Origin of the sequence: Microbacterium aerolatum (genome assembly GCF_007988825.1) — a bacterium.
Classification (GTDB): domain Bacteria; phylum Actinomycetota; class Actinomycetes; order Actinomycetales; family Microbacteriaceae; genus Microbacterium; species Microbacterium aerolatum.
Map to the genome: position 1 here is coordinate 26,925 of NZ_BJUW01000013.1, position 22,580 is coordinate 49,504.

22 protein-coding genes are annotated in these 22,580 nt (G+C 67.9%); 3 read left to right on the forward strand and 19 right to left on the reverse strand.

Annotated features, from left to right (window positions below; all coding sequences use genetic code 11):
- Nucleotide 1: 1 nt before the first annotated feature.
- The 10 genes from MAE01_RS12930 to MAE01_RS12975 form a co-directional block, all read right to left on the reverse strand.
- Nucleotides 2-1,579, reverse strand: a complete 1,578-nt coding sequence (locus MAE01_RS12930) for a GMC oxidoreductase (protein WP_147039998.1) — start codon at nt 1,577-1,579, stop codon at nt 2-4.
- A 23-nt stretch (nt 1,580-1,602) separates the two neighbouring features.
- A complete protein-coding gene (locus tag MAE01_RS12935; protein ID WP_147040000.1) occupies nt 1,603-3,090 on the reverse strand; it encodes an MFS transporter in 1,488 nt (495 codons plus the stop codon).
- A 135-nt stretch (nt 3,091-3,225) separates the two neighbouring features.
- The gene (locus MAE01_RS12940) at nt 3,226-4,191 is read right to left on the reverse strand and encodes a fumarylacetoacetate hydrolase family protein (protein ID WP_147040002.1); all 966 of its coding nucleotides are present in this window, start codon (nt 4,189-4,191) and stop codon (nt 3,226-3,228) included.
- A complete protein-coding gene (locus MAE01_RS12945) occupies nt 4,188-5,192 on the reverse strand; it encodes an amidohydrolase family protein (RefSeq protein ID WP_147040004.1) in 1,005 nt (334 codons plus the stop codon). Before MAE01_RS12945 ends, MAE01_RS12940 begins: the two co-directional genes overlap by 4 nt.
- A complete protein-coding gene (locus MAE01_RS12950) occupies nt 5,189-6,325 on the reverse strand; it encodes an FAD-dependent monooxygenase (RefSeq protein ID WP_147040006.1) in 1,137 nt (378 codons plus the stop codon). Before MAE01_RS12950 ends, MAE01_RS12945 begins: the two co-directional genes overlap by 4 nt.
- A gap of 40 nt (nt 6,326-6,365) precedes the next feature.
- Nucleotides 6,366-7,358, reverse strand: coding sequence for a cyclase family protein (locus MAE01_RS12955; RefSeq protein WP_147040008.1), 993 nt, complete (start codon nt 7,356-7,358; stop codon nt 6,366-6,368).
- On the reverse strand, nt 7,355-8,320 hold the full coding sequence (locus MAE01_RS12960) for a fumarylacetoacetate hydrolase family protein (RefSeq protein WP_147040010.1): 966 nt from the start codon (nt 8,318-8,320) through the stop codon (nt 7,355-7,357). The genes MAE01_RS12955 and MAE01_RS12960 overlap by 4 nt, the downstream gene beginning before the upstream one ends.
- Before the next feature lie 82 nt (nt 8,321-8,402).
- Nucleotides 8,403-9,422 (reverse strand): VOC family protein, encoded by a 1,020-nt coding sequence (locus MAE01_RS12965; protein ID WP_147040012.1) that lies wholly within the window; start codon nt 9,420-9,422, stop codon nt 8,403-8,405.
- A gap of 112 nt (nt 9,423-9,534) precedes the next feature.
- Entirely contained in the window at nt 9,535-10,311 is a 777-nt protein-coding gene (locus tag MAE01_RS12970; RefSeq protein ID WP_147040014.1) for a hypothetical protein, read from the reverse strand.
- Nucleotides 10,308-11,348 (reverse strand): Gfo/Idh/MocA family protein, encoded by a 1,041-nt coding sequence (locus MAE01_RS12975; RefSeq protein WP_147040015.1) that lies wholly within the window; start codon nt 11,346-11,348, stop codon nt 10,308-10,310. Before MAE01_RS12975 ends, MAE01_RS12970 begins: the two co-directional genes overlap by 4 nt.
- A 104-nt stretch (nt 11,349-11,452) precedes the next feature.
- Here MAE01_RS12975 and MAE01_RS12980 point away from each other — a divergent pair, with 104 nt between their 5' ends.
- From MAE01_RS12980 to MAE01_RS12990, 3 genes are all read left to right on the forward strand, one after another.
- The gene (locus tag MAE01_RS12980) at nt 11,453-12,709 is read left to right on the forward strand and encodes an ROK family protein (RefSeq protein WP_147040017.1); all 1,257 of its coding nucleotides are present in this window, start codon (nt 11,453-11,455) and stop codon (nt 12,707-12,709) included.
- Between the two features lie 84 nt (nt 12,710-12,793).
- Entirely contained in the window at nt 12,794-13,204 is a 411-nt protein-coding gene (locus MAE01_RS12985) for a hypothetical protein (protein WP_147040019.1), read from the forward strand.
- A gap of 15 nt (nt 13,205-13,219) precedes the next feature.
- Complete coding sequence (locus tag MAE01_RS12990; RefSeq protein ID WP_147040021.1) at nt 13,220-14,206, forward strand: IolE/MocC family protein; 987 nt, start codon at nt 13,220-13,222, stop codon at nt 14,204-14,206.
- Nucleotides 14,207-14,233: 27 nt separating this feature from the next.
- Here the strand turns inward: MAE01_RS12990 and MAE01_RS12995 are convergent, their stop codons facing one another.
- The 9 genes from MAE01_RS12995 to MAE01_RS13035 form a co-directional block, all read right to left on the reverse strand.
- The gene (locus MAE01_RS12995) at nt 14,234-15,103 is read right to left on the reverse strand and encodes a ThuA domain-containing protein (protein ID WP_147040023.1); all 870 of its coding nucleotides are present in this window, start codon (nt 15,101-15,103) and stop codon (nt 14,234-14,236) included.
- Nucleotides 15,104-15,139: 36 nt separating this feature from the next.
- Nucleotides 15,140-16,333, reverse strand: coding sequence for a Gfo/Idh/MocA family protein (locus MAE01_RS13000; RefSeq protein WP_229718252.1), 1,194 nt, complete (start codon nt 16,331-16,333; stop codon nt 15,140-15,142).
- The gene (locus MAE01_RS13005; RefSeq protein ID WP_147040024.1) at nt 16,330-16,746 is read right to left on the reverse strand and encodes a C-glycoside deglycosidase beta subunit domain-containing protein; all 417 of its coding nucleotides are present in this window, start codon (nt 16,744-16,746) and stop codon (nt 16,330-16,332) included. Before MAE01_RS13005 ends, MAE01_RS13000 begins: the two co-directional genes overlap by 4 nt.
- A gap of 8 nt (nt 16,747-16,754) precedes the next feature.
- Entirely contained in the window at nt 16,755-17,804 is a 1,050-nt protein-coding gene (locus MAE01_RS13010; RefSeq protein WP_147040026.1) for a sugar phosphate isomerase/epimerase family protein, read from the reverse strand.
- A complete protein-coding gene (locus MAE01_RS13015; protein WP_147040028.1) occupies nt 17,801-18,910 on the reverse strand; it encodes a sugar phosphate isomerase/epimerase family protein in 1,110 nt (369 codons plus the stop codon). Before MAE01_RS13015 ends, MAE01_RS13010 begins: the two co-directional genes overlap by 4 nt.
- Nucleotides 18,907-19,302 carry a C-glycoside deglycosidase beta subunit domain-containing protein gene (locus MAE01_RS13020; protein WP_147040030.1) on the reverse strand — a complete coding sequence of 132 codons (396 nt, stop codon included), beginning with the start codon at nt 19,300-19,302 and terminating at the stop codon, nt 18,907-18,909. The genes MAE01_RS13015 and MAE01_RS13020 overlap by 4 nt, the downstream gene beginning before the upstream one ends.
- Nucleotides 19,303-19,367: 65 nt before the next feature.
- Entirely contained in the window at nt 19,368-20,888 is a 1,521-nt protein-coding gene (carA, locus tag MAE01_RS13025) for a c-glycoside 3-oxidase CarA (protein WP_147040032.1), read from the reverse strand.
- Nucleotides 20,885-21,679 (reverse strand): TIM barrel protein, encoded by a 795-nt coding sequence (locus tag MAE01_RS13030; RefSeq protein WP_147040034.1) that lies wholly within the window; start codon nt 21,677-21,679, stop codon nt 20,885-20,887. The genes carA and MAE01_RS13030 overlap by 4 nt, the downstream gene beginning before the upstream one ends.
- 63 nt (nt 21,680-21,742) lie before the next feature.
- Nucleotides 21,743-22,579, reverse strand: coding sequence for a carbohydrate ABC transporter permease (locus MAE01_RS13035; protein ID WP_147040035.1), 837 nt, complete (start codon nt 22,577-22,579; stop codon nt 21,743-21,745).
- Between the last annotated feature and the right edge of the window lies 1 nt (nt 22,580).

The following is a 22,580-nucleotide window of genomic DNA, read 5'->3' on the forward strand; positions in this document are numbered from 1 at the left end:
GTCAGCTCTCGGCTCCGAGCGCCTCCGCCGCCTTGCGGGCGCCTCGCACCGCGAGGGCGACGCTGGTGAGCGTGGGGTTCATGGTGTTCGCCGTCGGGATCAGGGCGTTGCCACCCACCACGAGATTCTCCGTCCCCCACACCCGCGAGTACGGATCAGCGACGGAGGTGCCGTCGTCGGTGTCTCCCATTCGCATCGTGCCCATGTAGTGCAGGCTCGAGCCGTTCGGGAGCAGCCGCGGCGTCGCGATGAACGTGCCGAGCGCCGCGCCGGCCCGTTCCAGCCGCCGGGTCGCCTCGGCGATCTCCGTCTCCTCTCGCTCGGTGAGGGCGTACTCGATGGTCATGTTCGGGAACCCGCGATAGTCGAGCTCGTCCTCTGAGAACCGGACTCCGTCCTCCGCGCGAGGGTGCTTGCGCACTCCGTAGCCCATGTTCACGTAGCCCCAGCGGTTGCCGGCCTCGGTGCTCTCGGGGTCGAGCGGGAACGGCGGGTTCTCGGCATACATGACCTGCAGCGAGAACGGGTGGCCCGGCTCAGAGAACGGGATGCGATTTACGGCGGCGACAGGGTCCGCCGCGTGAACGGCGCGGTGCGCGAGCTCGGCCGAGAGCTGCTCGTCCGTGATCAGCGCACCCATGCGGTCTCCGTCCAGCGAGACGGTGCTGATGACGACGTGATGCTCGGTCAGGTAGCGCCCGAGGGCTTCGGGACGGATGCCGGATGACCACAGCAGCTGCGGTGATCGGAAAGCATCCGCCGCGACGACGACGAGATCAGCCGCGACGAAAGAGGTCTCCTTGGTGCGCAGATCTTCGACCGTCACCCCCCGCACCCGTCCGTCCTCATGCTCGATGCGGCGCACCAGGGTGAGGTCGCGCAGCTCGAAACGTGTGCTCTCGTCCGTGCCCTCCTCGATGAGCGGCCCGAGGACCATGTCGGCTCCCGCCCACAGCATCGACCCATCCGGCTGGGGGTCGCCGGCGACGGGCAGCGTGCCGACGCCGTGGCCTTCCGGCAGCTCCGCTCCGAACTCATCGCTGAGCAGCGATCGGATGGCGCCGCCGATGGGGGAATCGGCGAACGCCGCCGCCTGATGGTGCAGCAGGGCCTCCGCCGTAGAGATGAGATCCTCCCACTCGTCGTCGTCGATGAACGGAATCTTCTCGCTGAACGCCGGTCGCGGAATGGCGCAGGTCCAGTGCGCTCCCTGACCGCCGACGTTCGTGGCCGCGGCCACCGCCGGGAATGTCGGTGCGTGCGCCGAGCCCTCGCCACCGAAGTCCAGCAGGTGCGTTCCCTGCCTCGCCGTGAACATGCCCTCCACGACGGCGCTCTCCGGGATGCCGAGCGATTCACGGAAGGAGCCCGCCTGCGGACCCTGCGACATCTCGCGTGCGCGCGCCTTCTCATCGGGGTCGGCGATGTTCCGCACGCTCGCCCCGGGTCGCTGGGTGAGCTGAGGTCCGGCTTCGAACATCACCACATGTGCCGTGGGGAGAGTCTCGAGTATCGTGCGAGCGTAGGCGGAGCCGATCGGTCCGCTGCCGACGATGGCGACGGTGGGGTGTTCGGTCATGGTTGTCTCCTCAGGTCCGGAGGTCAGGCGGGAACAGGTTCGGCCGCGGAAGCGGGTTCGTGATCGTCGGACAGGCGCCCCTGCGGCATCAGCAGTGCGGCGACGAACCCGACGACGTAGACGGCAGCGAGCGCGAAGAACACCGGTGCGAAGACGTCACGGTAGATACCGGCCACCAGATCCTGCGCCGCCAGGTTCAACCCATGCACCATCTGCGGTGTGAGCGAGGCGGCATCGAGGCCGACCGGGAGCAGCGCGGCCACCCCGACGCCGACGACGCCGCCGATGATCGCTGTGGTCACCGTGGCGCCGATCTGGCGCACGAGGTTCGTCGTCGCGGTGATCGAACCCGTCTCGCCGCGCGGCACCGCGCTCTGGACCACCGTGATGATGAGGCTCATGAACGCACCCGTTCCGATGCCGACGACGAACATGACGAGCATCGGCACCCACAGGGGAAGACCGACAGGCAGCAGCGCCATCACGAACAGACCTCCTGCGCCCAGTGCCGTTCCTGCGATCGGGAACGCGCGGTAGTGACCGGTCCGGCTGGCGATGAATCCGGAGGTCAGGTTGCTGACGAGCATGCCGAAGACCGTCGCGATCGGAACGAGGCCCGATACGGTCGCGCTGGTGCGGTAGGCCATCTGGAAGTAGGTGGGCAGGTACGCCGTGATGGAGAACATCCCGACGCCGATGATCGCCGACAGCGCGATCGCCGCGCCGACGGTGCGGTTGCGGAGCAGACGGAACGGCACGATCGGCTCCGGCGCCCTGAGCTCGGCGAGGACGAAGGCGGCGAAGGCCGCCGCGGCGAGCGCCGTCGCGAGGGAGGCGCTGAGGAGGAGCTCCGGATCCGGGTACCACGAGACGGCGAGAACGAGCGCGACGAGGGCGATCGTGAAGGTCACAGCGCCCATGCCGTCGAAGGCGCGGCGCGCACCCGGCTCGATGTGCGGGATCGCGAAGATCGCGAGAGCCAGCGCCGCGAGGCCGAGTGGCAGGTTCACCCAGAAGACCCACTGCCACCCCCAGAGATCGGTGATGAGCCCGCCGAGGACAGGTCCGACGAGGATCGCGATCGGGAAGGCGGCGCCGATGATCGCCATGTACTGGGGTCGCTGCCGCGGCGTCGTCACCTGCGCCATGATGGTCTGCGACATGAGCTGGAGGCCGGCTGAACTCATACCCTGCAGCACGCGGCCGACGATGAGCCAGGACATGGTGGGAGCGAACCCGCAGGCGAGGGATGCTGCGAGGAACACCACCAGCGACACCAGGAAGATGTTGCGCGGGCCGACGACGTCGCCGAGCTTGCCGAGCACGGGCAGGAGCACGGTGCTGGCGAGCGTGTAGCCGACCACGACCCAACTCATGTGCTCGAGCGCGCCGAGTTCACCGGCGACAGTGGCGAGGGACGTCGAGACGACGGTGTGATCGAGCGCCCCGAGGAACGAGACGGTGAGGAGGGATGCGACGAGCAGTCGAAGCCGCAGTGGAGTCAGTGGCATGGCGAGTAACCCGAGAGATCGGGCAGTCGACGCGACCTTGTGTGCCTCTGCGGCATCTTCGCGCAGAGATCGGGCTCCGCGGAACCCCGACGCCGCTTTCATCCTATCCGATCTTTAGTTGGTTTTCAACATAAGTCAGCTGCGGTGTCGCTGCCGGGAACGCACCCGCGCCGCAGGCACGGTCGGCGCCGTCACCGGCTCGCCGACGATCCCGCGAAGCTCACCGATGCCCTCGACGAACATCCGCACTTCGTCACCGGTCTTCAGCGGCGGCGGCGTCAGCTCACCGCGGCGCCCCCACAGCTCGCCGAGGCATCCGCCGTTGCCCACCGTGCCGCTTCCGAGCACATCTCCCGGGACGACCTTCGAGTTGCGCGAGGCGTATGCGATGAGTTCGCTGAACGGCCATCCCATGTTCGAGACGAGGTCCTCGCCGATCAACTCGTCGTTGACGTGCACCTCTGCCCGCACGGCGAGGAAGCCGTCGGCGTCGAGGTACGACGCCATCTCGTCGGCCGTCACGATCCAGGGACCGAGTGTCGTGGCGAAGTCCTTGCCCTTCGCGGGTCCGAGGCGCACCTTCATCTCGCGGGACTGCAGGTCGCGCGCAGACCAGTCGTTCATGATCGTGTATCCGAAGATGACGGATGCCGCGGCATCCGTGTCGAGGTTCTCGCCGCCGGCACCGCCGACGACGACGGCCACCTCGAGTTCGAAGTCCAGCCGCGCGGTCTCGGGAACCCGAACCGTCTCGCCAGGACCGCGCACGGTATGCGGGTTCGTGAAGTAGAAAGTCGGCGCCTCGTACCATTCCGGCACGACTTCGCTCTTGCCGTCGACGGAGGCGCTCACGCCCTCGACGTGCTCCTCGAAGGCGACGAAGTCACGGATCGCCGCCGGAGCGAGGGGCGCGAGAAGCATCACCTCGCCCAAGGCCTGCGCGGCTGCGCGGTCACGTCGCGCGAACAGCGCGTGCGCGGCATCCAGTCCCTGCGCGAGAACGTCGGCGACGCGCAGCGAATCGGGGAAAGGGATCACGACGTCGCCGTCGACGAATCCCTCCGCCTGGCCGGTGCGGGTGGACCAGCGCGCGATCCTCATGCCGGCACCTTCGTCGCAAGCAGCGCCTCCGCGTTGCCGGCGAGGATGCCGTCGGTGATCTCCGCGGAGAGGCCGGCGCCGCGGACGAAGTCGACGGGATCGTCGAGCCCCATGTCGAACGGGAAGTCACTGCCGAGCACGACCCGTGATGCGCCGGCGACCTCGACCAGCCGCTGCAGTGCAGACGGATCGTGCACCACGGTGTCGAACCACAGCTTCGACAGATAGGACGACGGCGTATGCGCGCAGCGGCGCGCCTCCGGGCGCACCTGCCAGGCGCGGTCGGACCGACCGATTGCGAACGGCAGGTATCCCCCGCCATGCGCGACGACGATCTTGAGACCAGGATGCCGGTCGAGCACGCCGGCGAAGATGAGGTGCGACAGCGCCACGGCGTTCTCGGTCGGCTGACCGACGGTGTTCGAGAGGTAGAAGCGGTCGAGCCTCTCGTCGAGACTGCAGCCGAACGGGTGCAGGAACACGATGCAGCCGAGCTGGGCGGCGCGCGCCCAGAAGGGCTCGAGACGCTCGTCGGACAGTTCGACGTCCCCTGCGAACGACGAGATCTCGACGCCGGCGAGTCCGCGACCGAGGACCGCGTCGTCGAGACATTCGACGACGCGCTCGGGATGCTGGAGCGGCACGAGGCCGAGACCGACGAGCCTGTCAGGCACCTCTGCGACGTGCTCTGCGACGAGCCGGTTCGCTTCGTTAGCCGCCCAGACCGCGAGCCCCTCCGGCGCCCATGGGTAGAAGTGATTGGGCGAAGCGCTGACCCACTGCACGTCGACGCCCTGCGCGTCCATCGCCGCGATCCGTTCGGACACCTGAGTGAGCTTCGGGATCCGCGCGCCCACCATGGGTCCGGAGATCGCGAGACTCTCGGCGCCGTTGCGCTTCAGCTCGAGGGCCGCGGCCTCCTCCACGAGTTCAGGCATTCGCGCCTCGACACCGGCCTGGAGCGAGGGCAGCAGTACGTGCGCGTGGATGTCGATCGTCATGCCGGCTCCGCCATCTTCTGTGCGACGCCGAAGATCAGCCCGCCGGCGTCGGCATCGCGATCACCGTCGATCTGCCACTGGGCGAGCTGCGACGAGGCGTCGACGACCGTTTTCGCTCGCGGGATCCGGCGGGCGTGGAATTCATCCCAGAGGCCCTGATCGACAACGTCCCGGTTCACGAGCAGTTCGGTCAGCACCACGGCGTCCTCGAGACCCTGCGCCGCGCCCTGCGCGATCGTGGGAGGGCACGAGTGCGCGGCGTCGCCGATGATGACGACCCGGCCGCGGTTCCAAGGTTCCTCGACGAGGTGCCTGGTGAACCAGGTGTAGTTCGCGGGTGCGCCCTGCTCGAGGTCGGCGCGGATCGAGTTCCACGGGCCGCCGTAGGCGCGGGATTCCTCGAGCATGATGCGCGTGGCATCCTCCGGCGACACGTCGAAGCGGTCCTGCGCCTTCTCGACGAGGAACGCGTACATGGTGTCGTCACCGGTGGGCGTGTATCCGGCGATGTAGACCGGACCGCCGTAGTACAGCTCGCTGCTCTCGACCTCGGCCGGCCGCGACACGAAGGTGCGCCAGATGCCCATTCCGTTCGGCTCGGGTTTGGTCTCGATGCCGATGAGATCGCGAACCGCCGAGTTCAGGCCGTCAGCGCCGATCAGCAGATCGTACGCACCGGCGGAATCGTCATCGACGAACACCTCGACCTCGCCGTTCTCGCGGGCGTCGATGCCGGAGACCTTCGCACCGAAGCGGATGTTCACTCCTGCGCGCTGCGCGCTGTCGAACATGATCCGCGCCAGCGCCGGGCGCGGCATACCCATCGCGGCCGGGTAGTCCGGTCCACCCATCTTGACGTCGGGAAGCGCCGCGACGACGGGCGCCTCGGGACCCGGCGCGCGCAGCTTGAGACCCTCGAAGGGGTACCCGGCGGAACGGACATCGTCCCAGATGCCGAGCTGTCCGAACGCGCGCAGGGCATTGCCCTGCAACGAGATGCCGGAGCCGTGCGTGTTGAACTCCGGCTTGGCCTCGAAGACGTCGACCGTGACGCCGGCCTTCGCGAGCTGGATGGCGGCGGCGAGACCGGCGACGCCGCTGCCGGCGATCGCGACCTTCTGCACTGCGGTCATTTCAGAACCTCCCTGTTCTGGTGGTGTGTGGTTGCGGTTTCTAGAGGATGGCGACGGGATTGATCGGCGATCCGACGGCTCCGGTGATCGGCAGTGGCGCGGCCGAGAGCAGGAAGTCCCAGCTGTCGCGCTGCGCGCATGCCTCGGCGAGTTCGTCGAGGTTCCACATCTCGCCGATCGTCAGTCCGATGTTGGGGATCACGACCTGATGCAGCGGCTGGAACGCCGGAACGTCGAACTCGTTCGGACGCACCTCGAATCCCCAGGTGTCCGTCGCGATCGCGGCGATCTCGGTGGAGTGCAGCCACCCCGCTGTCGTCAGCGAGAGTCCGGGCGCAGGTCCTCCTGCGTAGTCGTTCCAGCCGTCGCGGCGGGTTCGGGCGTACTGTCCGGTCCGCACGAGGACGATGTCCCCGCGACCGATCGTGACGCCGTGCGCTGCGGCGGTCGCCTCCAGATCGGCGACCGTGATCGGGTGTCCGTCGTCGAGTTCACAGGTCTCGGGGCGCAGATGCCTGCCGACGTCGAGCAGCACGCCACGCGAGACGATGACGGACGCCGCATGTTCGATGCCCGTGACGAGGTCGCCGTCGCTGGTGACCACGTCGCCGGCACGGCGCCCGTTCCAGGCCATGCCCCTGTCGAAGATGTGGCCCAGACCGTCCCACTGCGTCGAACACTGCAACGGCATCGCGATGACGTCATCCGCTCCGCCGATGCCGTGCGGGAAGCCCTGATTGCCGCGCTCGGCGTCGGTGCCGGTGTCGGTCATCGTGTGCACCGGGTTGGTGCGACGGCGCCATCCCTTCTGCGGTCCGTTGGTGTCGAAGGCCTGCGCGAGCGAGATGACGCGGCCGGAGCGCACGAGGGCGGCCGCTTCGAGGCGCTTGGACTCGTCGATGAAGTTGAGGGTGCCGAGCACGTCGTCGTCCCCCCAGCGACCCCAGTTGCGGAAGGCCTCGGCGCGGGCAGAGACCTCGGAGGCGGGGTCCTGCCGGTCGAGGTCTGCGGGGTTCGCGCTCGGAACGCTCATGAGGCGGCTCCTTCCGCGACGCAGCGCACCACCTGAGTGCCGAGATTGGCGATCGTGCCGGTCATGACGTCGCCGTCGCGGAGGAATCGCTTCCAGTGCTGCCCGTTTCCGGCCGGGCTCCCCGTCAACAGCAGATCGCCGGGGAGGAGACGCTGCGTCTGAGAGGCGGCCGACAGCAGCGCGGGGATGTCGAACAGCAGGTCGCTCGTCGAGGCATCCTGCATCACCTCACCGTTGAGCGCGAGCGTGACGTGCGCGTCCTCCGCGTCGACGAACTGCGCCGGCACGAGGAACGGCCCCGTCGGCAGGAAGCCGGGGGCGTTCTTGGCGCGATACCAGTCGGTGCCGATCTCCTTCATATCCTTGCGGAAGACGAGGTCGCGCGTGGTGATGTCGTTGACGATGGTGTACCCGGCGATGTGGCCCCAGGCGTCAGCGCGCGACACCCGGAAGGCCTCGCGGCCGACGACGATCGCGAGCTCGAGCTCCCAGTCGTGCACCTCGCTGTACGCGGGCAGCTCGAGGGCCGCGTCGTCCCCGACGACGCACGAAGGAAGCCCGATGAAGAAGTAGGGCTCGCCGTTCGCCTTGCGATCGTCCATCATCTTCGCGGCGAAGGCCCGCGCCTCGTCGGGCGTACGCTCGGCGTTCTGGGTGAGACCAGCGGCGACGAGCTCGATGACGTGCTCGCGGTAGTTGGCGCCGGTCTGGAGCACCTGCCGCGGCTCGACGGGAGCGGTGAGCGTCACGTCGTCGAGAGAGAGCCAGGTCTCGTCCGGAACTGCGAGCGCGGCGATGCTATCCCAATCCGGTTTCGCGAGGAACGCGTTCAGGTCGGCGGCTCCGAGGTCAGCCGAGGTCAGCGGCCGCACCCTGTTCCGGGCGGCGAGACCGAGCTGCGCGCCGTCGGCGTCTCTGTAGCGCACCAGAGCGAACGGCGCCTCTGGGGTGGTGGTCGTCATGGGGTGATCCTCTCGCTCATCTTCGCGCGTGTGGTCTCCCGACGCGGCGGATGAAGGAGCATCCGCCGCGTCGGGACATCTGTCAGCCCTGGCCGTGCTTGGCGTACGGGTTGAGCAGGGCGTCCCTGATCTCGTCGGGAACACCCTCCTCCGTCGCGCTCGGACCGTCCGCCGGCGGGAACGACTCCGTCATCGACATCGGCATCGCGCCGTTGCGGTAGAAGTTGTTCGACCCCTGCGACGGCTTCCAGGTGTTCGCCTCCCAATCGGGGACGTAGTTGCGGTAGCCGCCGGTGTTCAACTCGATGCGCAGCGTCGACGGTTCACGGTAGTAGAGGAACGTCTGCTCGCCGATCCCGTGGATGTTCGGGCCGTACTCGATCGGGATGCCGTTCTCCATGAGGGTGTCAGCTGCGATGAGGAGCTCCTCGCGGGTGTCGACCCAGAAGGCGTAGTGGTTGACCCGGCCCGCGCGAGTGGAGCCGTCGAGCACGACGCCGAGGTCGTGCGACTTCTCGTTGGTGGTGAGCACGGAGAAGACCGAGACCGGAGCTTCGTCCAGCACGGTGCGTGCCATGAAGCGGAAACCGAGCACATCGACGTACCACTTGACGAACGCATCGACGTCGCTCGTCGCGACGGTGACGTGATCGAGTTGCCGCGGAGCACCGGCGATCTTGGAACGCTTCTCGGGACGATCGGGGTAGATCGACGCGGTCTCCCCCGACGACTGGTGCCGCGTGACCTCCCAGTGCAGCGTCATCGAGTGGCCGAAAGGACCGGTGAACCGGTAGGCGCGGCCTATCTGCGGCACGTCGGAGAGCCATTCGCCCTCGACCCCGGCGGCCTCGACGCGCTTGGCCGCCTCCTCGAGGGCCTCAGCGCTCGAAGTGCGCCATGCCATCGTCTCGAGCGCGGGTTCGTCGCCCGGGACGACGACCAGCGAATAGGCGTAGTAGTCGCCCCAGCATCGGAGGTACACAGCGCCGTCGACCCGATCGACGACCGTGAGCCCGACCTGCTCCTCATAGAACTTCACGGACGCCTCAACATCGGGCGATGTGATCGCGACATACGAGAGGTGGGAGAGTAGCTTGATCATCCTCGATCTTCCTTTCCGATGGGGCTGTGGGATCTGCCCCACTTCCTACTTTTGTCGGAAATCGACCATCAAGGAACCCGATTCTTCCTATGCGGAGGATCAGCGCTGTTTATCACCGGCGCCCGCCCAAGAGGCCCTCTGCGACGGCGTCGTCGGCGCGGAGCTCAGCAAGATCGGTGACCGGTTGCCCTCCAGCCGACAGGGCATGGAGAGCCCGGCGCAGCGACAACCGCTCGTGCGTCTCGAATGGACGCGGAGTGCGCAGCACGCCCTCCGCCGTCGTCACCTCGACGGTCATCTGCGCATCCGCCTCGTCGATGGCCACCTCGATGCGCGTCGCGGCGACGGCCAGCACCCTGATCCATGGCCCCTCGTCGGCGCCTTCGATCGTGGTCGCCGTGAGCGCGCCAGGTGCACCGTCGTCCGCGCACTGCAGGAGCGCGAGGACGGCCGAGCCGGTGCGGCCTGCTTCCCGCACCTCGCAGGGACCGCCCAGCAGCACGCGGATCCAGCCCGCGGCGTCGCGGACGGCCTCGGATCGGCGCCCTGCCATCGCCGCGACGTCGACGGCCGCGTAGCTCGGCGACGAGGCGTGAGCGGATGCCGTCTCGACGAGATCGGCGCGCAGCATCGGACGATCGACGACGATCGGCCGTCGACCGGCGGCATCGTGCAGTCGGAGGCACTCGTCCGGATCGACGAATCCTGGATTCGCGACGATCACGGCCGCAGCGCCGCCCTCGAATGCGCTTCGCGCGCTCTGCGCCCACCGGCGATCGCCAGGCACCACAGTGATGGAGTCCGCGACATTCGGAACGAGCTTCACGCTCGACGGCAATTCCGCGACCGCGACGCGATACGCGGGAATGCTCGTGCAGACCCCGATCATGCCGTCACCCTCGCGTGGACTGCGGCGGCCACGGCATCCGCGAGCTCGATGGCAAAACCTGCATCCGCGAGGATCTCGTCGTACTCGACGACTTCCTCTCCCTCCAGGATGGATGAGAGAGCCCGCCACTCCGCGACGTAGCCGTCGTCCGCGCTGAGCGGGAACGAGGCGCGGCGGCCGTCCGGTGTCCGCACATGCACCGCGGCACTGCCGTCGTGCACGAACGCGGGTGGGAACTCGATGTCGACGAGGTCGCGCGACGTGGCGATCCCGATGCGCCACAGCGCATCCGCACCGCCCGGTGTCATGACCGCTGTCAGCCTCACGGCGACGTCCCCGGCGATGAATCCCACGACGTAGCCGATCGGGGACACCGGGCGCGCGAAGACGACGCGGTCCAGGCGCTGGGCGAGGTCGCGCACGAGCGGCAGGTCGTGGATGGCGAGACCGAGGGTGAGCTGGCGGAGCACAGCGGCCGCGACGGCGGGGCTGCTCCAGTCGGGCACTCCCCGAGCCTGCCCGGCCGTCGCGGGCATCTCGGTCACCGCATCGTGATATCTGCCGTTCGGCGGAAGGGCGACAGTGATCGAGATCGCACGCACTGGCGCGCCCGCGGCCGCGATGTGGTGCTGTGCCCGCCCCCATGCGGGGTCGAAGAGGTGATTCGTACCGACCACGAGCGCGACTCCGGCATCGCGGCATGCGTCGATGATGCGCGCGGCGTCATCGTGCGATAGGGCGAGCGGCTTCTCGCACAGGATCGCGCGTTTGCCCGCGGCGACGGCGGCGAGGATCTGCGACGCGTGCGCGTCCGGCGGACTGCAGATCGCGACGACCTCCACCCGCGGGTCCGCGAGCAACTCGTCGGTCCCGGTGGAGGCCGTCGCACCGAAGTGCGCGGCGAGGTCCTCGGCGCGGCCGCTGCCCGCATCCGAGATGTGCACGACGGCGAATCGATCGCTCAGCCGGGCGAGGGTCGGCAGGTGCAGTGCAGCGGCTCCTGGCCCCGCACCGATGACCCCGACTCCCGCTGGCATCTTTGCTCCTCGCTTTTGTCAGAAGTATACGTAAGTTACGAGATAGTTGACCATAGATCGGCGATTGCTCATGGGTACTGCTGCCTCTTGTGTAAAAATCAACCATGGCCACCGAATCCACGCTGCGCTTCGGCGCCCAGACTGACGAGGTGACGAGCCTCCTTCGCATCGTGAACATGGTCAGGACCGGCGGAGCCACCACCCGTCCTGAGATCGGCAGGATCACCGGCCTCGGGCGCGGAGTCGTCACTCAGCGCGTCGATCAGGCGTACGAGATGGGTTATCTCGCCGACGGTGACTACGGTCCGTCTTCGGGAGGCCGGGCCCCTCGCCATGTGCGCTTCCGCTCCGAGCGCGGGCGGTTGATCGTCTGCGCACTCGGCGCCCTGCACATCCGCGTGGGGATCGCCGATCTCGAGGGCGAAGTCGTCGATCAGACCCACACGCCATGGGAGATCTCCCGCGGCCCCGAAGAAACGCTCGAGATGGCGATGAAGCTGATCGACGAGCTGATCACGCGCACCCCCGGAGCCCCGATCTGGGCCGTGACCGTCGGGGCCCCCGGGCCCGTGGACTTCGAGACCGGACGCCCCGTGGCGCCGCCGATCATGCCCGGATGGAACGGCTACGACATCCGCTCGGCCTTCGAACAGCGCTACGACGCCCCCACCTGGGTGGACAACGACGTGAACCTCCTGGCGTTCGGCGAACTGGTGCGCCGCGCCGGCGAGGACGCCAACCTCATCTACGTGAAGATCGGCTCCGGAATCGGTGCCGGCCTGCTCTCTCAGGGTCACGTGCACCGCGGAGCGAACGGAGCAGCCGGCGACATCGGGCACGTGCGCGTGCGCGAATCCGATGCGCTCTGCCGCTGCGGGAAGACCGGATGCCTCGAAGCGGTCGCCAGCGGATGGGCACTGGTGAAGCAGGCGGAAGCCGCGATCGCAGAGGGGGTCGGCGGGCAACTGGCCGCGCAGCACGCCGCCGGAGAGACGATCAGCCCGGAGGACATCACTCGCGCGGCGGACTCCGGCGATGCGCTCTCGACCACCCTTCTGCAGCAGTCCGCACGCGTCGTCGGCGAATCGATCGCCGCACTCGTGAACATGTTCAATCCGAGCGTCATCGTGATCGGCGGCGTGGTCGCCGGCACGGGCGAGCTCTACCTCGCCGAGGTACGCCAGCGCGTGTACGAACTCTCGCTCCCGCTGGCCACCCGCGATCTCACGATCGTCAACTCCGTCAACGACGAGGGCGAGCCGCTGCGCGGCGGGGCCGCGCTCGCACGAGAGCAGCTCTTCGAGGTCACGTTCCCCCGCTGGTTCGCGGAGGGCAAGCCGACACTTTCGCGTTTCCACTGAGCTCGACCCTTATTCCATAAACAGACATAAGCATGTATCTTTCTGTCTGAACAGGCGCGAGCCTGACAGACACGAAGGAGTGCCATGCTCGGCGCATTGCGTGACGACGCTCTCGGGTCGACGGACGACGGGTTCGTGCTCCGACTCTCGTTGCCGTGGATCCGTTCGCTGCCGTTGTGGAGCGTCGAGGGACTGCACGTCACGATCGACGGGCGCACGGAGCGCGGCCTGCGGATCCTGCTCGGCCAGCGCGCGATCGCACCGTCGGATCTCGCCGACGAGCCGGGATGGTGGTTCGTCCAGGATCGTCTCTTGCTGCGAGGCGAACAGGCCCTCGCCCCCGGCGACCACGAAGTGGGCGTCGTTTTCGACCTCGTGGTGCCCTACCTCCAGGCGGGTCCGGAGAGCCCGCTCCGACTGCCTTTCCGGTTCGGCAGGACGCTGAGCCTGAACGACTCCTCGGCCGTCCCCACCGTGGCGCTCGACGTCGCCTGACCGGAAGCACGCATCATGCCGAAGCACGCCCCCACCTGGCCCCTCGCCGCGAGCGCCTTCAACTGGACCCCCGATCTGATCCGCGCTGAATCCGGCGCCACCGAGATCGCCGTCGGGATCGTCTCCGACGGCATCGCTCCCATCATCGAAGTCGAGCTCGGTCAACTCTGGCGCTCGTTCCCCGTACCCTCGGACGCCGAGGCCGAGAGCCTCCGGGATGCCCTGGCCGCCGCGGGGGGCCGCGTCTCGATCGTCGGGGCCAGCATCGACGACTGGGCGGCGCCGACGCGGCGGCGCGACGACGACGAGCGGATGTCCTTCCTGCTGCCGCAGCTGCGCGCAGCCCACCGGCTCGGCGCCACCGGCGTCCGTCTGCCGATCGGTCAGTCCGGGGTCGCGCTGCTCGAGCGGCTGCTGCCGGAGCTGCACGACCTCGACCTCGTGCTGTTCGAGGAGGCGCAGGGCCCGCAGACCCCGTCGTCGCCCGCCCACCGCGCTCACTACGACACGATCGCGCACTTCGACGACCCGCACCTGCGACTGCTCGTCGACATCAGCATGCTGATGCCCGCGCTCCCCGTCACCTATCTCGACCGGCTCCGTCGAAGCGACCTTCCCGCCTCGTTCGTCGACCGGCTGGAGAGCGACTGGCAGGATCCGGCGACGTCGGATGCCGCCGTCGCGCTGCTGCGCGCAGGAGCGGTGCCGCCCGACGTGCACACCATGTTCATGAACCTGCTCGTGCGCTTCGGTCGCTCCGATGCCGCCGACCTCCGCGACGTGCTCACGTTCGCGGGTGCCGCGCACCTGAAGTTCTGGGACCTCCACGACGCCGATGACCGCGTCTCACGGCCCGTCCGCCACTTCGCGAGCGAGCTGCGCACGGCCGGATTCACCGGCTCGCTCACCAGCGAATGGGGCGGCCATGAATGGCTCGATGACGATGCGGCCGACATGACGCGGCGCCACCTCGACCTGGTCCGGGCCGCGCTCACCGCCTGACGGTCAGCGCGGCCCCCGCAGGGGCGTTCAGCCCTCGTGGTTGTAGTACGGCCAGGGCAGGAAGCGCCGCTCGCCGCGCCGGTCAGGACCGTCGAGGGTGATCTCCCCCGTCGCCGCCCATTCGACGCCGCGCGGGAACATCCTGATGAACTCGATGCGCCGGAAGGTGTCGATGTCGTGACCGATCGTGATGGTGAACGAACGACCGGCGCCGTACTCGTTGATCCAGGCGATCGGCTGATCGCTGTTCATACCGGGGAGGTCGGCGACCCCGCCCTCGGGGATCGCAACCGGGTAGTGCGACATCGGCCACATCGGCGCCCTCTCGTACGACTCGAGATCGTCGAACGTGGTGAGCAGCACCTGCGCGCCGTCGTAGAGCTCGACGCCGGTGAGGATGTCGTCGCCGGTGACCGTCCAGGTCTCGCTGATGCCGTCGGTGATGGCGTGACGGGGCTCTGAGGTGCGCAGCAGCGCTTCGCCCCAGGGCCGCGGCCGCAACCCTGTCGCCACGCTCAGCTTCGCGCCGCGCATGACGTTGTACTCCTCGGGGTAGCCCCAGTCGTCCTCCTGCGCTGCGGAGCCGTGGAACCACACCATGCCCTTGCCGTCGGCATGGACGAAGCGCAGCAGCGCGGCATCGGTCTCAGGCCCGAAGCCGACCGCCTTCTCGTGATAGCCGTCGCGTCCCTCGAAGACGACGATGATGACGTCGTACTTGTCGATGATCTCGGCGCCGAGCCCGCGCGGGTCCTCGACGACGCGGACGCGGAAGCGGCCGGTGTCCTCCAGAAGCGTGGTGAGCCACTGGTTGTGCTGGCGGAAGCTGCGGAACTCGTTGTCGTGCTCGCGGGTCATGTGCCCGGAGAGGATGAGGACGTTCAGAACATCAGACATGGCGATGAGCTCCTTCGCTCCGGTTGGAATACGTTCTCAGGCGGATGCCGTCGCCATCGCACCCACACGCACCCACGCGGAGTCGCGCTCGGCGCTCGCCTCCACAGCGGCGAGGACGCGCTGGACCGCGAGACCCTCGGCGAAGCTCGAGTGGGGCCGGCTGCCGTCGGCGACGGAATTCACGAAGTCGACGACCTGATGCGAGAAGCCGTGCTCGTACCCGAGCATGTGACCGGATGGCCACCATGCCGAGACGTACGGATGGGATGGGTCGGTCACGAGGATCTTCGTGAATCCCTGTCTGTCAACAGGGGCCGTGCGGTCGTAGAACTGCAGGGAGTTGAGATCTTCGAGATCGAAGAGGAGTGATCCTCTGTCTCCGGACACTTCGATCGTGAGGGCGTTCTTGCGTCCGGTGGCGAACCGTGTCGCCTCGAACGACACGAGGGCACCGCCCGCGAGCCGACCGGTGAAGATGGCGAGATCGTCGACGGTGACATCTCCGTAGCCGTCTCCGGCGGTTGCGGAGAGCCCGGATCCGCCGTCCTGCAGGGGCCGCCGCGCGACGATCGTCTCGACGACGCCGGCGACGGCATCCACGGTCTGACCGGTGACGAACTGGGCCATGTCGATGATGTGCGCGCCGATGTCACCGAGCGCGCCGGAACCGGCGTGCTCTTTCTGCAGGCGCCATGCGAGCGGCGCCTGCGGGTCTACGAGCCAGTCCTGGCGGTAGGCGGCACGCACCTGCTGAACCGCGCCGATCTCCCCGGCTGCGATGAGGTCCCGCAGATGCGTGACCGCCGGGACCCGGCGATAGGTGAAGCCGACCATCGAGACGATGCCCCTCGCGGCGGCGCGTTCCGCGGCGGCGAGCATCTCCTCCGCCTCGGCGACGGTGTTCGCGAGCGGCTTCTCGCACAGCACGTGCTTGCCGGCCTCCAGCGCCGCGATCGCGATCTCGGCGTGCGAATCTCCGGGCGTCACGATGTCGACGATGTCGATGTCGTCGCGCGCGATGACCGACCGCCAGTCGGTGGCGTGCTCCGCCCACCCCCACTGCGCCGCGGCATCCGCCACAGCCGCCGGGCTGCGCCCGACGACGACCGCCATCTCGATGTCGCGCGGGAGCGAGAACATCCGAGGTGCTTGACGCCAGCCGACCGAGTGCGCCGCGCCCATGAAGCCGTAGCCGATCATGGCGACACGCAGCGGCGCACGCGCGTTCATGCCAGCACGACCTCTCGCTCGACCGGTACGCGGTTGGTCACGTACCGACCGGGGCCGCCGTCCACTCCGGGCATGATCTGCATGTAGAGCAGCCGCATGGTGAGGACGACCTCGGCGGTGAGACGCTCGCCTGAGACCGGAGGCGTGTCGAGGCGGATGACGACATCCGGCCGGTCGGCCACGAACCACAGCGTCTCGGACTGCTCCGGCAGTTCGTCGATCGTGTACGACCGCCCCTCGAGCTCGAAGCGCAGGTCCTCGCGCGCGATCTCGACGCCGTTCACGGTCGCCGCGACGTCGTCGACGGCCGAGAGCCAGAGGCTGCGATACCAGGGAAGCTGCACCGAGACGGCGATCCCGTCGTCAGTGCGACGGACGTCCTTCTCGGCGAAGAGCGAGTTGTGCGTTGCCATGATGTCTCCTACACCGCCGTTGCGACGACGGTCTCCTCGATCGCACGCCGCATGAGCGCGTGCTGCTTCTGGACGAGGTCGATGGGGTCGGATTCGCCGAGATCGGAGAACGCGTGGCCCTCCCATTCGCTGGAGAGGTACCCCTGGTATCCGCCCTCGACGAACTGCCGGACGATGCGCGGGATGTCCATGGCCGGCTCCTCGCCGTCCGCACCGATGTCGTAGAACTTCGCGTGCACGTGGAAGATCTGCGGCATGATGTCGAGCCATTCCTCCGGCGGGACGAGCCCGTGCATGTTGAACGCCAGTCGCGTGAACGGTCCGAAACGGAGGAAGTCGACCCCCTCACCGGTGAGGTAGTCCTCGAACTTCTGGTTGCGCACGTGCATGGGCGTGGGCTCATGCCAGATCTCGTCCATGACGGGGAAGTGCTTCTCGTCCATGCCCATCTGGCTGAGCGTGCGCAGCAGGGTCGGGGAGAGCGAATGCATCGTCGAGGAGAAGTCGGCCGTGAACCCGAGCCGGTCCGACTGCAGCTCGTCGTACATCTCGCGCATCTGCAGCACCTGGGGGGCGTTCGGCCCCGACGGCGCGTGGATCTCATACCCGAGGCGCTGGTCGTACTTCTCTGCCAGCGGCAGCAGGCTGCGCAGCAGCTCCTTGCCGTGCGAGCGGATGACGACGTTCTTGAAACCGAGCCGGTGCGCGGTCTTCAGCTGGCGCGCGAGGAAGTCATGCTCCTCGTCGGGGGTCATGTCACGGTCCTTGCGGCGCCCCATATCGAGATTGGTGCCGACGGCGCTCGGCTCGAGCTCGTACTTCTCCAGGCTGTCGAACCAGAGCTTGATGAACTCGTCGTCCACGTCCGGATACGTGCGCAGCAGTTGGGCGATGTTGAACTCGACGCCCGGCCCGAGCCCGTGCTCGGCCGCCGCGGCGATGAGGGTCTCGGGAGTGTAGAGACCCGCCGCGAACTCGCTGGTCAGCGAGTAGAGGGTGATGCCGAGCTTGATGCCGGTGCCGGCGATGCCCGGTCCTTGAGCCTGTCTGCGGGTCATGCGCGTGCTCCCTTCAGAGCTGCGTGCGGAAGGTGAGCGGCGAGCGCGGCGCGCGCCTCGGCAGCATCCGTGATCATGCGGCTGCCGGCGTTCTGCGCTGCCGAGCGCTGCACCGCCTGCTCGTCGCGGACGATGTCGAAGGGGCTCTCCCAGTTGTTCCAGTGCCAGCCCTCGTACTCGCTGGAGACCGCACCGGAGTAGCCGTTCTCGACGAGAAGGCCGATGAGGTCGCGAACCGGGACGGAGGGCTCCTCCTTGTTCTCGTCGATACCGAAGAACTTGCCATGCACGTGCTTGACCCATGGCATGATCTCGAGCCAGTCGTCGACGCGCGCGGGACCGAACAGGCCGGTGCCGTTGATGCCGAAGTCGATCCCGAGATCGGGGCGGCCGTTCTGCGCGGCAAGGCCGATGAAGCGTCCGAAGCGCTGTCCGTGCTCCGCCTGATCGCGCGGGGGCCCCTGTTGGTAGAAGTCGTCCCACAGCGACACGACCTGCGCGAGCAGGTCTTCGGACGCACCGCGGCGACGGTAGGACTCGATGAGTGACGGCGCGAAGCCGGAGACCGTGGCGCCCCAGTCCATCGTGAACCCGAGGAACGGCGAGCCGACCTTCTCGTAGCGGTCGCGCAGCGCGAGGATGCGCGGGTGCGAGGCGTACTGATCGGCGTGGACCTCGAGGGCGAGGGTCACGCCGTACTCCTCGGCGATGGGTGCGAGCTGTTCCATCGAGTCGGGCGTGATCGAGATCTGCACTCGAGCGATGGGGAATCCGAGTTTCGCGGCGGCGGCGATCTGCCGGCGCATGTAGGCGATCAGTTCCTCCTGGTCGAGGAGTCGATCACGATGGATGCCTATGTCGGCGTTGACCGCGAGGGAGGTGGTGACGAGCCCGACCTCATCGACCAGGTCGCGGAAGCGTCCGGCGAACGCGTCGTCGATCTCGGGGAATCCGCGGAAGCTCGAGAAGCCGATGATCTCGAGGCCCGGGCCGTACCCCTCGGCCGCGACCTTTCGGATGAGCGCGTCGAGGTCGTACTCGCGCCCGTGGAACGCCCGGGTGAAGCTGTAGAGCGTCACACCCTGGATCGGAGTGCCGAGGGTCATGCCGCTACCGCCTTCATGGTCTTGCGATCGTGCTCTTCGATGTGGAGCACCTCGGAGTCGGAGATGACGATGTACGGGATGAACAGCGTGAGGTCGACGTCGACCGTGTGCTCGGCGTCGACGGCGAGGTCGAGATCTCCCGACAGCACGGCGGAGTCGACCGGGAACCACCACTCCTCGGTGTTCGTCGAGAGTTCCTCGAAGGTGAACTCCTTGCCGTTCATCTGCCAGCGCAGCGAGTCGGCGGGGGCGGCGACGCCGTCCACGGTGAGGCCGGCTCCGGCGATGCACGAGCCGGGAAGTGCGCGGTACCAGGGAATGCGGACCTCGACGGCGGCACGGCCGCCTTCGATCTTCAGCGTTCCCTGTTCGATGATGCGATCCGGGATCACGAGTACCTCCTCGTTCTTTTTTCGTATTTCGACAGTCTAATGTTTCTTTTCGACATAAACAATGCTCAGGTGTCTAACGCCGCGGCGATGGACCGCGCACCGCGAACCGCGAGCGCGACGCCGGTGAGGGTCGGGTTGCATGCGGTGGCGGTCGGGATGACGCCGTTGCCCGCGACGAACAGGCCGGGTGTCGACCACACCTCGCTGTCGGGATCGCACACGCTCGTACCGTCGTCGGCCTGGCCCATCCGGGTGGTGCCCTGGTAGTGCAGTGAGCTGCCGATCGGCATGCGGAACGGGCGGTCATCGAGCGGTTCGCCCACCGCCTTTCCGAGCTCGACGATCTCGCGTTCCGCGCGCTCGAGGATCGCGTGGTCGGTGTCGGTGAGGCGGTAGCGAATGCGGGGTGCCGGCATCCCGTAGCCGTCGGTCTTCGTGTCCGAGAACTCGACACGGTCGTCTGCGCGCAGGTCCTTCGCGCAGAAGAACCCGATTCCGACGATGGATCCGGGGACGACCGGGTCGTCTTCGGCGAGAGGCACGGGCGAGGCATCCAGTTGCATGACCTGACCGTGGAAGGGCGTGTCGTCGGTGAACGGCACCCACGTCACGCCGCTGTACTCGTTGAGACCTGCCCCTTCACGAGCGGTGGTCGACACCTCCGCGGCATCCCGGATGCGGGTCGCGAACACGATCTGCGCCTGGTCGTTGAGGTACCGCCCGAGCGCGGCGGGGCGGATGCCGGATGCCCACAGGAGCTGCGGAGTGCGCAGCGCGTCGGCAGCGACGATCACGAAGCGCGCACGGACGTCGCGGCTCTCCTGCGTGCGCAGGTCGGTGACCCGCACGCCGGAGGCGCGACCGTCCTCGACGAGCACCTGGGTCACGAGCGACTCGTCGTACAGGGTGAATCTCGGGTTGTCGCGCGTGACATCACCGAGCACGACGTCGGAGCCCGACCACATGAGCCGTCCGTCGTCGCGGCGGTGCACCGCCAGCGGCATCCGCTGCACGCGCGACGCCGGAACGCGACCCTCGTCGACGGCTGCGGCGAGCCGTTCTCGGATGATGTCGCCGAAAGGGGTCGCGTCGAAGGCGTCGGTCGTGACGCCGAGCAGCCGCTCGGCCTCATCGAGCAGTTCATCGAGGTCGTCCAGGAACAGGATTCGCTCGCTGCCGCCGGGGCGCGGACACGCCGCCGTCCAGTGCGCCGCCATCCCGCCGACGTTGCTCGACATCGCGGCCACCGGCATGCCGTCTTCACCCGGCTCCTGGAAGCCGTCCTCCAGCAGATAGGTGCCGGGACGGGCACGGCGCTGGCCGGACTTCACCGCACCGGGCGAGTCGACGGTCGCGGCACGAGCACCCGGTCCCTCGGAGGCGCGCTGAGCCGCGGCGCGCTCCTCGGGATCGTCGATGTTCTTGACGTGCGCGCCGGCTGGATCCGAGACCGTCGGACCGACCTCGAACATCGCGATCGTCGTATCCGGTGCACGCTCTGTGAGAATCCGGGCATAGGCGGAGCCCGTCGGTCCGCTGCCGACGATGACCACGTCGACCTGCTGCGGATAGTCGCGGGCGCTCACGCCTCTGCCGCCAGCCGGACGATCCGCTCGACCGAGGCCTCCGAGGCGGTCTGCGGGTAGTACTCGAGTCCGATCGGCCCGTCGTAGCCCGAGCGGCGCAGGATGCCGAGGCGGTCGGCCCAGTCGAGCTCGCCGGTTCCGGGCTCACCGCGGCCGGGAGCATCGGCGAGTTGGACATACTTGATGAGGTCGCCGCCGTTCGCGAGTTCTGCGGCCATGTCCTCCCCCTCCACGGCGGAGTGATAGATGTCGTAGAGCACGCCGAAGTGCGCGGAGTCGACGCCGCGGGCGACGTACACGGCCTCGGCGGTGCGGTCCAGGAGCGAGCCGGGGTGGTCGACGCGGACGTTGACCGGCTCGAGCACCAGCGTGATGCCGGAGCCGTCGATCTGGGCGATCGCCTGCTGGTAGATCTCCACGAGCTTGTCGAGCTGCACCTGCCGCTTCCACCCGCCGAAGCCCGTGCCGCTGCCGACGACGATCCGCGGGCACCCGAGGTCGTGTGCGATCGCGACCCCCTCATCGAGCTTGCGGTAGAACTCGGAGTGGTCCCACGGCGGGATCATGAACTGCGTACGCGGCTCGGACAGCTGGGCTGTGAGCTGCGTGCCGGTCTCCTCGAGCGCGGCCTTCAGCGCCGGGATGTCCTTCGGCGTCGCCGGAGCGTCGACTCCGGTGGGTCCCCACATCTCGACCGCGGTGAATCCGGCGGCAGCCGCCGCACGGACCCGGTCGTGGTAGTCGCCGGCTTCGGCGAAGAGCAACTCGATGTTGGGGGACAGCTGGTACATGGTTCTCTTTCTGGGTCGTTGAAGCGAAGAAGGCTCGCGGGATTCCGTGGCGTCCGCAGGGCGTCAGCCCTTGAGGCCGCCGGCGAACCCCTGGATGAAGCGCTTCTGGGCGAACAGGTAGAAGGCGAGGATCGGGATCATCGAAACGATGACGATCGCGAAGATCTTGTTCCAGGACGAGACGAGCGAACCGATGTAGTAGTACATCGCGACCGGGAGGGTCTGGTTCTCCGAGCCGCCGAGGAAGATGAGCGAGGTGAAGAAGTCGTTCCACACGATGAGCCCTGCGAGGATCGCGACCGTGCCGGTCGCCGGAGACATCAACGGGAGCACGATGCGGAAGAAGATCTGCGTGCGCGAGGCCCCGTCGATCGTGGCCGCCTCTTCGTACTCGGTGCCGAGGCCCCGGAAGAAGCCGGCGTAGAGGAAGATCGACAGCGGCAGCAGCATCCCGGTGTAGAGGATGATCATGCCCCAGATCGAGCCGGTCAGGCCGATGGTGCGCGCACCGATGTACAGCGGCACGGTTCCGAGCTGCGTGGGAAGCACGATGGCGATGAGGAACAGGTAGTATACCGTCCGGCTCCAGCGTCGGGTGCTGCGGGAGATGACGTACCCCGTCAGGGCGCCGAGCAGCACGAGTCCGAGGATGCTTCCCGCGGTGATGAGGATGCTGTTGACCAGACCCATCACGACGTTCGAATTGCCCTGGGCCGTGAGCACCTCGACGAAGTTCGAGAAGTCGACGCTCGTAGGCGGGGCCAAGTTGGACGAGGTGATGACCTCCTGATCCGACTTCAGCGCCGTGGTGACCAGGAAGTAGAACGGGGCGAGGAAGATCAGGGCGAACACCCAGATGAGGACCTCGCGGAGCGCGGTGAGCTTCGTGTAGCGGAACATG